This is a genomic window from Lysinibacillus sp. GW821-FHT14F06 (assembly GCF_058803665.1).
The window spans coordinates 89,606-99,090 of sequence record NZ_JBXAPF010000018.1 but is presented as its reverse complement, the minus strand read 5'-3'; the positions used below and the strand labels follow the sequence as shown (position 1 = coordinate 99,090).

10 protein-coding genes are annotated in these 9,485 nt (G+C 36.2%); 2 read left to right on the top strand and 8 right to left on the bottom strand.

The annotated features are described in order from the left end of the window. Positions 1–302 precede the first annotated feature (302 nt). Both AC1RNS_RS16320 and AC1RNS_RS16315 read right to left on the bottom strand, forming a co-directional pair. Positions 303–518, bottom strand: coding sequence for a hypothetical protein (locus AC1RNS_RS16320; protein ID WP_492994157.1), 216 nt, complete (start codon positions 516–518; stop codon positions 303–305). 438 nt (positions 519–956) lie between these two features. Then, on the bottom strand, positions 957–1,388 hold the full coding sequence (locus AC1RNS_RS16315; protein WP_492994155.1) for a DUF4395 domain-containing protein: 432 nt from the start codon (positions 1,386–1,388) through the stop codon (positions 957–959). Positions 1,389–1,506: 118 nt separating this feature from the next. Here AC1RNS_RS16315 and AC1RNS_RS16310 point away from each other — a divergent pair, with 118 nt between their 5' ends. After that, positions 1,507–2,217, top strand: a complete 711-nt coding sequence (locus AC1RNS_RS16310; protein ID WP_492994154.1) for a Fe-S oxidoreductase — start codon at positions 1,507–1,509, stop codon at positions 2,215–2,217. A gap of 63 nt (positions 2,218–2,280) precedes the next feature. On the opposite strand, the gene AC1RNS_RS16305 is transcribed toward AC1RNS_RS16310, so the two are convergent. Next, positions 2,281–2,961 (bottom strand): GNAT family N-acetyltransferase, encoded by a 681-nt coding sequence (locus tag AC1RNS_RS16305; RefSeq protein ID WP_492994152.1) that lies wholly within the window; start codon positions 2,959–2,961, stop codon positions 2,281–2,283. Between the two features lie 11 nt (positions 2,962–2,972). After that, positions 2,973–4,085 (bottom strand): mandelate racemase/muconate lactonizing enzyme family protein, encoded by a 1,113-nt coding sequence (locus AC1RNS_RS16300; RefSeq protein WP_492994151.1) that lies wholly within the window; start codon positions 4,083–4,085, stop codon positions 2,973–2,975. A gap of 80 nt (positions 4,086–4,165) precedes the next feature. Here AC1RNS_RS16300 and AC1RNS_RS16295 point away from each other — a divergent pair, with 80 nt between their 5' ends. Beyond that, positions 4,166–5,407 (top strand): hypothetical protein, encoded by a 1,242-nt coding sequence (locus AC1RNS_RS16295; RefSeq protein WP_492994149.1) that lies wholly within the window; start codon positions 4,166–4,168, stop codon positions 5,405–5,407. Between the two features lie 66 nt (positions 5,408–5,473). On the opposite strand, the gene nhaC is transcribed toward AC1RNS_RS16295, so the two are convergent. From nhaC to AC1RNS_RS16275, 4 genes are all read right to left on the bottom strand, one after another. Further along, positions 5,474–6,919: a Na+/H+ antiporter NhaC gene (gene nhaC, locus AC1RNS_RS16290; RefSeq protein WP_492994148.1), complete on the bottom strand. Its 1,446-nt coding sequence runs from the start codon at positions 6,917–6,919 to the stop codon at positions 5,474–5,476. A 273-nt stretch (positions 6,920–7,192) separates the two neighbouring features. Further along, positions 7,193–8,308 carry an amidohydrolase gene (locus AC1RNS_RS16285; RefSeq protein ID WP_492994146.1) on the bottom strand — a complete coding sequence of 372 codons (1,116 nt, stop codon included), beginning with the start codon at positions 8,306–8,308 and terminating at the stop codon, positions 7,193–7,195. Between the two features lie 174 nt (positions 8,309–8,482). Further along, complete coding sequence (locus AC1RNS_RS16280) at positions 8,483–8,626, bottom strand: hypothetical protein (protein WP_492994144.1); 144 nt, start codon at positions 8,624–8,626, stop codon at positions 8,483–8,485. A gap of 282 nt (positions 8,627–8,908) precedes the next feature. Continuing rightward, positions 8,909–9,460, bottom strand: a complete 552-nt coding sequence (locus AC1RNS_RS16275) for a superoxide dismutase family protein (protein WP_492994142.1) — start codon at positions 9,458–9,460, stop codon at positions 8,909–8,911. Between the last annotated feature and the right edge of the window lie 25 nt (positions 9,461–9,485).

Below are 9,485 nucleotides of genomic sequence, written 5' to 3'. Positions count from 1 at the left end.
GCGAAAGCGAAGCGTCAGCGGCAAAGCACTCAGTCGGAACGGAGATCAACCCCTCGTTTTGAAAAAGGGCTATACTTATTAATTTGTCACCTTGATTTCATTGACATAATAGTATTTCAACAACATGTGTATATCATTAAATTTACTTTAGTGATGTACATTTTCATTTTTAAATTAAAATTACGATATATATTGTAAATCATCGTTTTAGATGTCCCTAAATCTTTAAAGCCTAATTTGTTGTAAATATTAATAGCAGAACAATTTTCAAAATCTACGCTAAGAGAAGTGTATAATCTATATCAGACAGCTCCAATCGTTTGATTTTCTTTGTTGAAGGCAATTAAAGCTTTATCTCCCTCTATCCCCCACCACTCATGATACTTTCTTATATAAGTCGTAATTAGCAATGTCTCTTTTGATGGTTTATTTTCAGGAATGTGTATTGATTCATATAACATATCTCGAAGAAACTCTAAGTCTTTTTTATTGTTTTGGAATTTTTTAATATAAAACATACTCTAATACCCCCTTTATTTAGTTAAATATCCAATATAGTAAGGACATTTAAAGCCTATATCGAAAAACAATCTCTTTAATCTTGATTCAGCAAATTTTTTCTGTGCGAAAGCGAAGCGATAGCGATAGCGACAACAACAACAACTGTTTTTGTACCGAAAGCAAAGCGTTAGGTACAGAATACTCCCATCTCTAATCAAAAAAAGAGTGACTTATCCATATAGGCATAAGTCGCTCTGAGATTTTACGTTCCCAAAAAATGAGGGGGGTTTTAGGAGCGTTATCATGAACTAGCAAACTTCTGGAGAAAAGTAGCTAAAGTTCATCCTCTCTACACTGTATTGTAGAGGAGGAATAATCTTTATACGATAATGATAATCATTATCAATTAAAATGTCAACAGTAATCTGAAAATTAATTATTAAAATTTTTTATAACTACAATGCCTTCTTTAACGAGCGGCGATATTGCCATTGTTTTAGCTGAAAATGTAGGAAACAACCTATACAAAAGCCTGCAATTGCTATCGATGAAGCTATAGCTACCATTCCTGTAAAGACATAGCCAATCACCTGCCACTTTAACAGAAAAGTAATGAATCCACCTGCTAAACAAAAACTTGCAATGCTTGCATTTAATTTTTGCTGCTGGGCATCCTCTGGTATATAGGAAGAAGGTGCTTTTTTTAAAAATAGCCTTCCACATCGAATAATGGGATTAAAATTAACTAAAACACCTAGTAAATTTGCTGCTAAAGGAATAGCTAAAATCCAACTAACCCCTGTTAGCCATGTGAGAATGACACTTAAAAGAATCGTCCACTGATTGAGTCGAACAAGCGGCCTTGGAATTATTTGTGGCTGTGACATCAAAAACCTACCTTTCAGATATGTTTAATGTATTTTAATATATCGCTTTCCATTTGTGAAGAAAAATTGAATAATTTATAATTGAAATAGCAAACGATTGAAAGAATAGGTGATGACAATGCCAGCATTAACGATGGATCAAGTTCGACAATTAAATTCCTATAGCATTTATACGACAGAGCCGAAACGAACATTATTTACATTAGCCGATATACATAAGGACTTTTACCATCCTGACTTTTTAAATCTGATGATGGGTATTACGGACGCAGCAACAGAGGCAGCAGCCATCTCCCATTTTGGACGCCGCTACGGAATGTTTTTCGCCATGCAGTTTTACATGCTTGCTGCTTATGACGAGGTATGGGATGGCAAGCCAATTGAGCTTCGCTTTGATGCTGCAAAGGAATTTAATAGCTTTACAGTCGCAATGTTTGTCAACCCAAATGATTGGCGTTACGTGAATGAGGATGAGCGTCAATCAGTTATAGAGAAGATCTTATATGATGGGCATGTTATTGTGCAACAGCTTCGTAAAGTAACATCTGTTTCGCCTTTGACAATTTGGGAAAATTTCTTTGGTTATCTACTGTGGCACTATCATATGTTGTTATCAAACCCTGGATTAGCAGACCAAGCGATGGATGATATTGAAATATTAGAGGATCCTAAAACTTGGGCACGTTTCTCAAACAAGTCATGGTGGGCACAATATACAGGTGGTCAAAGCCCATCAAATTTAGTAAATGTCCCTGTCCGAAAATCATGTTGTTTTTCCAAGGACATTCCTGGTTTAATGGCTTGTGGCTTTTGCCCAATGAAAAAATAACAAACATTCGCAAAAAAAGCCCTTGCTCTTCGCAATCTGTGAAGAACAGGGCTTATAATTTTTTTATTTTTCATAAACAATGAACCAATCATTGTGATCTTCATACATCGAAGTACCAGTATAACCTTGTTTTAAAAGTTGTTGCTGACCAATCGTATCATCCATCGATATTGTTTTCTTTTCTTTAAAAATTGGTAGCTCCTGTTGTAAATCTTTAAAGAAAATATAGCGTAACTTATCTACGTACTTAATCTTTAATCCTTTCACCACTAAACCCTGAGAGAATTTGTCCTTTAAGCTAGGAATATTATACGGCTTTACGGTAGAGCAAACATAATCATATTTCGCTAAATCAATCTGACTCATCACAATATTAGCTAATGTTTTTTGTAAGCCAAAACCGCGGTATTTAGGGGAAACATTCGAAATTTCTTGATATAAAACACGATTGAATGCATCCTCCGCAATCCCACAATCATAGCCAAGATGTTCATTATCTACAGGAGGGTTTAAGAGCGCACGGAAGGCTATTAGGTCCTGTCCAACATAAGCACCTATCATCATGCCATTGCCTTTTAAAATATATTCGAATTCTTCAGTAGTAAGTGGCTGTAAAATACTTTGGTCAGCCAATGATTCATAAACCTCAACTTGTAAATTCTCAATTTCTTGTAAATGCTGAAGATTTAATGTTGTTACATAAAACGGTGTTTCTCCAAGCATTCCTTCATAGATTTTTTCCATACTGTGCCTCCTTAGGCCGTTACAACCGTTGAGAATTTACATAATTCTTTAAGAATCTCTTCATCCACCTCTACACCTAAACCTGATTTTTCATTTAAACAGATGAACGGGACATCATAATGTAGGTTTCCTACATCCTTGGAGAATTTTAATGGACCTGTTAATTCTACACTTGTCATAATTTTTTTAGAGAATGCCACATGGAAGCCTGCTGCTGAGCCAACAGATGATTCTACCATTGAACCAATCTGGCATTCGATACCAGCCATTTCAGCCATCACCGCTAGCTTCATAGCAGGATAAATGCCACCACATTTCATTAGTTTTATATTTACTTTGTCTGCTGCACGCTTTGCAATAATTTCACGCATCTCACGTACACCACGAAGTCCTTCATCAATCATTAGTGTAACATCGGATTTTGACTTAATCTCAACCATTCCATCAATATCCTCACTATCTACTGGCTGCTCTAACCAATCAATATTTAAGTCTTTCATTGCACGTAAACCTTGTAATGTAGTGGATGCATTCCCCCAGCCTTGGTTTACGTCTACTCGAATGGCAATGTCCTCTCCTACTCGTTCGCGCACCGCCTTAATACGAGCAACATCACGTACAACCTCTGTACCTACCTTCATTTTAAATGAACGATAGCCCATTTCTACTCGACCTGCTGCCTCTTCTGCCATCGCTTCTGGTGCTCCAATGCTTAACACATGTGTGATAGGGAATTTCTCATGATAACGACCACCTAACAGCTGATATACTGGAACCTGCAGTGCTTTCCCAGCAATATCAAAACAAGCTATATCAATCGCAGCTTTTGCGGCAGGTACATCCTTGACAATTTTATTCATTTTATCGTGAATTTTTTCAAATTCCATTGGGTTCGCTCCAATGATTGCAGGTACTAGCTGATTTTTTAAAACAGCATACGTGCTTTCCCATGTCTCCCCTGTTACATGCTCATCTGGCACAGCTTCCCCATAGCCTATAATACCAGTATCTGTCGTAACCTTTAAAATAATAGAAGGCATTGAATCATATGTAGCATAACTAATAATAAATGGTTCAATTAATGGTAAATGAATTGCAAAAATTTCTACTTGTTGGATTTTCATTTTTATCAATCTCCTGTATAATTTAGTTGTCGTTAATATGTCGTTAATTAATTAAAAAATATAGAAAAGGAATGTTGCCCATGTCTACTAAAATAGCAGTTATTTGCTCTAAAGCATTTATGAAACGTATTAATAGTATTGCACAAAACATAGAGAATATTCAATTAGAATTTTATCCTTACAGCCATCCTGAAGAGGCACCTATATTATTAAAGCAAATTAGACCATGTGATGCGCTATTTCTTGGGGGAACATTACCTTATTTATATGCCCAATCGTTTTTATCAGAAATTCCAATCCCTTGGAATTATATAAAACAAGACGAAACTGCTATTTCCACAACATTGCTCTCAGTAATGGCCAATCATGCAATATCTTTAAGCAGAATTTCTATCGATGTGATGGATCCTGCTTTTGTGGCAAATGTTCTTGAAGAAATTGAGTATTCTGGTCCAAAGCCTTATATTCAGCAGATCGCTATTACGAGACCTACTCAAGCAATACTAGAGCAGCATATAGCTCTATGGAATACACAAAGCATTGATTATGTCATTACAAGTATTCATAGTGTTTTTGATGAATTACAAGAACGTCAAATACCTGCTATGCGTATGATAGATGCAACAAATTCAATTGTACAATACTTAGAAGAAACAAAATCTCAATCACTTTTAACTAAGTCAGAATCTGTGAAAGCTGTTGTAGGTCTATTAGAAACTCCAGAAAACATTTCATTAGACACCTACATTTTAACGAAGATTACCGCAGCCACACATTCAACCTACAAACAAATTACTGCAAATTCTTTTGAACTTTATACTACAGCAGGATATTTGCAAAATACCCTTGTAAAAGAAAATTTGCAAAGTTTAATGCAACACATTGAAATACCCTTTAAGCTTGCTTTTGGTTTTGGTCACTCCATTCTTGAGGCGAGCCAAAATGCAAAAAACGCATTAACTTTTGCAAAGCCCTATGAAATATATATACTTGATGAACATAAAAATTTGCTAGGTCCATTTCCAAAATCGGAAGTAAAACTAGCTTTAAAAACGGATGATCCTTACGTTTTACAAATGGCAAAGCTAACAAGCCTAAGCCCTTTAAATATTTCAAAAATCATCAACTTTAGCCGAGAGCGACAATCAGCCCAATTTACCGCTCACAATCTCTCAGAATACCTTCTGGTTACAAGACGTACAACAGAGCGTATTATTAAAAAATTAGTAGACAACTGCTATGCTAAAGTCGTAGGTGAAGAAATGCCCCATCAGCAAGGTCGTCCACGCACAATCTATGAACTGAACTTTGCTATTTATTAAAAATTTCTCGCAGATACTTTTGCATCTGCGAGACTAAGGTTAGCTAGTAGATGGGGTAATTTGGACTTAGTCCACTACTGCCATATTTGCATCGTTTATTTCTTGCTCTTTTTTACGTTTCTCTGCCTCTGCAATTTCCTCAGGAGTTAGTTTTACAATCGCAAACCCGATATAAGCATAGATAATCGAAATAATAGGAACAGTGAAGTTAAGAATCGCATATGGTGCATATTCCATAGCACTTACGCCTAATGTTGCTAAGATAAACACCCCGCAAGTATTCCAAGGGAAGAAAACAGAGGTTAATGTTCCTCCATCCTCTAACGCACGAGATAGATTCTTAGAGTGTAAACCACGTTGTTGATAAACACCTGCAAACATACGTGACGGTACTACTATCGAAATATATTGCTCAGAACATGTAGCATTTGTTGTTACACAAGCTGCGATTGTTGAAGCTACTAGACTACCTGTCGACTTAGCAAATTTTACAATAACGTTCATAAGCGCTTTTAACATGCCAGAATATTCTAAAATACCACCAAATGTCATTGCTACAATTGTCATTGAAACCGTATTCATCATTGAGTCTAGACCACCACGATTAAATAGCTCGTCCACCATTTGATTACCTGTAGTGATTTCAAATCCAGCCTGTAATGCTTGTACAGCACTTGCAGCTGAACCGCCCTGTACAAAAATTTGTAGTAAGAAACCTGATACAATCCCAATAATTAAAGCTGGAATTGCTGGCACTTTTTTTGCAACTAATACAATAACACCTACTGGTACAAGTAATAGTAACGGAGAAATAACAAAGCTTTCCTCCATTACTTTTAGAGTTGTTAAAATCTCTTCTGACTTCATAGAGACATCTGCAAATTTTCTCCCCATAATTCCAAAGGCAACGAGTGCAATGACAAGGGCCGGAATTGTTGTGTAAAGCATATGCTTAATATGATCAAAAAGATTAGTTCCAGTTAAACCTGCTGCAAGATTGGTCGTATCTGATAAAGGCGACATCTTATCACCAAAATAAGAACCTGAAATAACTGCTCCGGCAATCATTGCTGCTGGAATTCCCATACTTAGGCCAATCCCCATACCAGCAACACCGATTGTTGCCATTGTAGACCACGAGCTACCAATCGCCAATGAAACGATTGAACATAACAGCATAATTGTTACTAAGAACCATGCTGGAGAAATTAATTTTAAGCCGTAAAAGATCATTGTTGCTACGACACCGCCACCGATCCATGCACCGATTGTCAAACCTACTAAAATAATAATGACAATTGCTGGTAAAGCTAGGCGTATACCCTTATACATCATTTCCTCAATTTCCATCCACTTAAATCCATGCATTTTAGCAACAATTGCTGCTACAGTTGTGCCAACAAGAAGAGGTACGTGAGGGCTTTGCTCTAATACAACTACTGTAATAAGCATCGTAATAATCATAATTGCAAAAGTTAAAAGTGCCCAAAGAGCATTAATTTCTTTTTTCATGGTCCCATCCCCTTTTTTGCACCTATCTCCATCTCCGATATTTTAAGGCGCAAATAATTTTTTACGTTTTTTAGCTTAATATTCAAAAAATTAAAAGTCAACGCAAAAATTTTATGCTTCTCGAGCAAATCTTACTATTTTAGCGTAATAAAACGCTTTCAAGTAGCTATTAAAAACAATGTAAACCCTTGTATATCCATTCATTTTGTAAAATGTTCATACAAAAAAGCTATATTAAAAGAAAATATAATCTTTTAATATAGCTTTATTTTTTTATTCGAATTCTGGCTTTTTTTCTAATACACATGCAAGTACTTTTGCAGCATCGATCAATGCACTACGATCAAATGTCATCTTAGGATGATGTAATCCTGGTGTCAGATTAGCCCCAATACCTATCATCGCCGCTTTTAATTCTGGTTTTTTCACAGTATAGAAATGGAAATCATCGCTACCTGGTGTAGTGATTTCATCCGCTAAATGCTCCTCACCTAATGCTTCAATGATTGCCTTTTTTGCCATTCTTGCTGCTATTGGTGAAACTTCAGCGCCTGGCGTGTAATCAATCCACTTCCAGTCCATATCAATATCAAACTGTAGCTGGATGGATTTCAAACCAGACTCAATACGACTTCGGAGTAATTCGAGCTGTTGATTCTGCTGGGCGCGAATATCCATTGAAAAACTAGCGTTACCGGGAATAATATTTGTACTGCCTCCATCCGAAATAATTTTTGTTAGTTTCGCAGAATGTGGCTCAAACGGTGATAGATGAATACTGTTCAGCATTTGTTGAACAGCCATAATTACATCAATGGCGTTTTTACCTTGATGTGGTCTGGCACCATGTGCATCTACACCTTGAATTGTTCCCTCTAAAAAATAAGCAGCACCATGATGGATAGCTGGAGAAACCTTACCAAGTGGTAATTCTTCAATCGGTCTTAAATGTACACCGAATAAATGCGATACCCCTTCAACTGCTCCTCGATCATAGGCTGCGCAGGCACCATTTCCTAGTTCTTCAGCAGGTTGAAAAATAAAACGAACACGATGTTGCAAGGGCTGATCTTTAAGTAGTAATAAGGCACCAAGAACCATTGTCATATTCGCATCATGGCCACATGAGTGATTTGCTTGCCATTTCCCATCTACTTCTTGCCACAAGGCATCAATATCTGCTCTAACAGCAATAATTTCATCCCCGGTTCCAATTTCAGCAATTAATCCAGGCACATCGCCTAATAAACGATATGTTACATTTAATTCGTCTAGTATGGACGCAATTTTTTTAGTTGTCTCATATTCCTTCCAGCTTACCTCAGGATATTTATGAAAATGATTAAACCATTGAAATATTGATTCTTCTAATGTTACTGCAGCTGACATCATTACACCTCATACTCATTTTTGTTACTCATTATACATGAAATAATTTCAGAAAAGTACATATGTAATTAGACCCGTATTCAAATGCTTTATACAAATGTCAAAAATCGTACAAACAACAAAAGGACTGCACCGAAAGTTTCACTCTCTTTCACACAGTCCATCAAATAAATATTATAAACTTGTAAAAAAACCTTGTGGGTATTCATCATAGTGAACGATTATAGTCTGCTCCTCATTTTTTTCTTCCTCCATCACTAATTCAGGTTCTTGATCCATTAAATACGTTTCAAACTTTGAATTTAACAACTTTTTCATTTTATCACTCCTATTTAATAGAATTTTCTGATAATAGAATTATACATTGTCTTTTTACAAAAAATCAACAAATAATGCTACATATGCATAATAAATATAAAACCAATCACTTTATTAGATGAATGACAATAAAAAAGGAAAAATCCCCCTTTTTAATGCACTTAATTCTCATTGATCTGAATTAAAATAATAAAAATAAAATATTAGAATTTCTTTACTTCCCCTTTACCACTGCAAAATACTGTATCTAAAGTAATTGCCTTCAGATACAGTACCTCACTATTATTGGATGACCCCACAAGCAATTCTTGCGCCAGAATTACCAGCAGGATCTGTTTTATAATCGTCTTCAGATTCATGGATAACTAAGGCTGTACCTTCCCCTTTTAGCAAGGAATTAGCCGCACTTTTATCTAATGTTAGCCCTTCAGCTAAAAAGTTCAAATCCACATTGCCATCCTCACCTACTTCTAAATTCGGAAGATCTCCTAGATGGTAGCCTTTTGGATTAAGCTTCCCGTGCTCTTTAGATGTTGGATTAAAATGTGGTCCAGCAGATTCAAAGGTTGGCGGCTCGCATTTTCCAACTGCATGTATATGAATGCCATGCGTTCCTTGTGGTAATCCCGATAACGCCAGCGTCATCATAACCCCATTATCCTCTTCCTGAAAATACGCATTTCCATAGCTTTCATTATCCTTACCAATTACTTTTGCGGTTGCTGTCAGTGGGGATTTTGCATTAACCGCTACTTTCTCTTCTTTCTTTTCAAAAAAACCACAACCGCCGACAAACACCAATAGTGACATAAATACCAAGCTCATTTTTTTCATAAAAATACCTCCTCTATTTCTGATG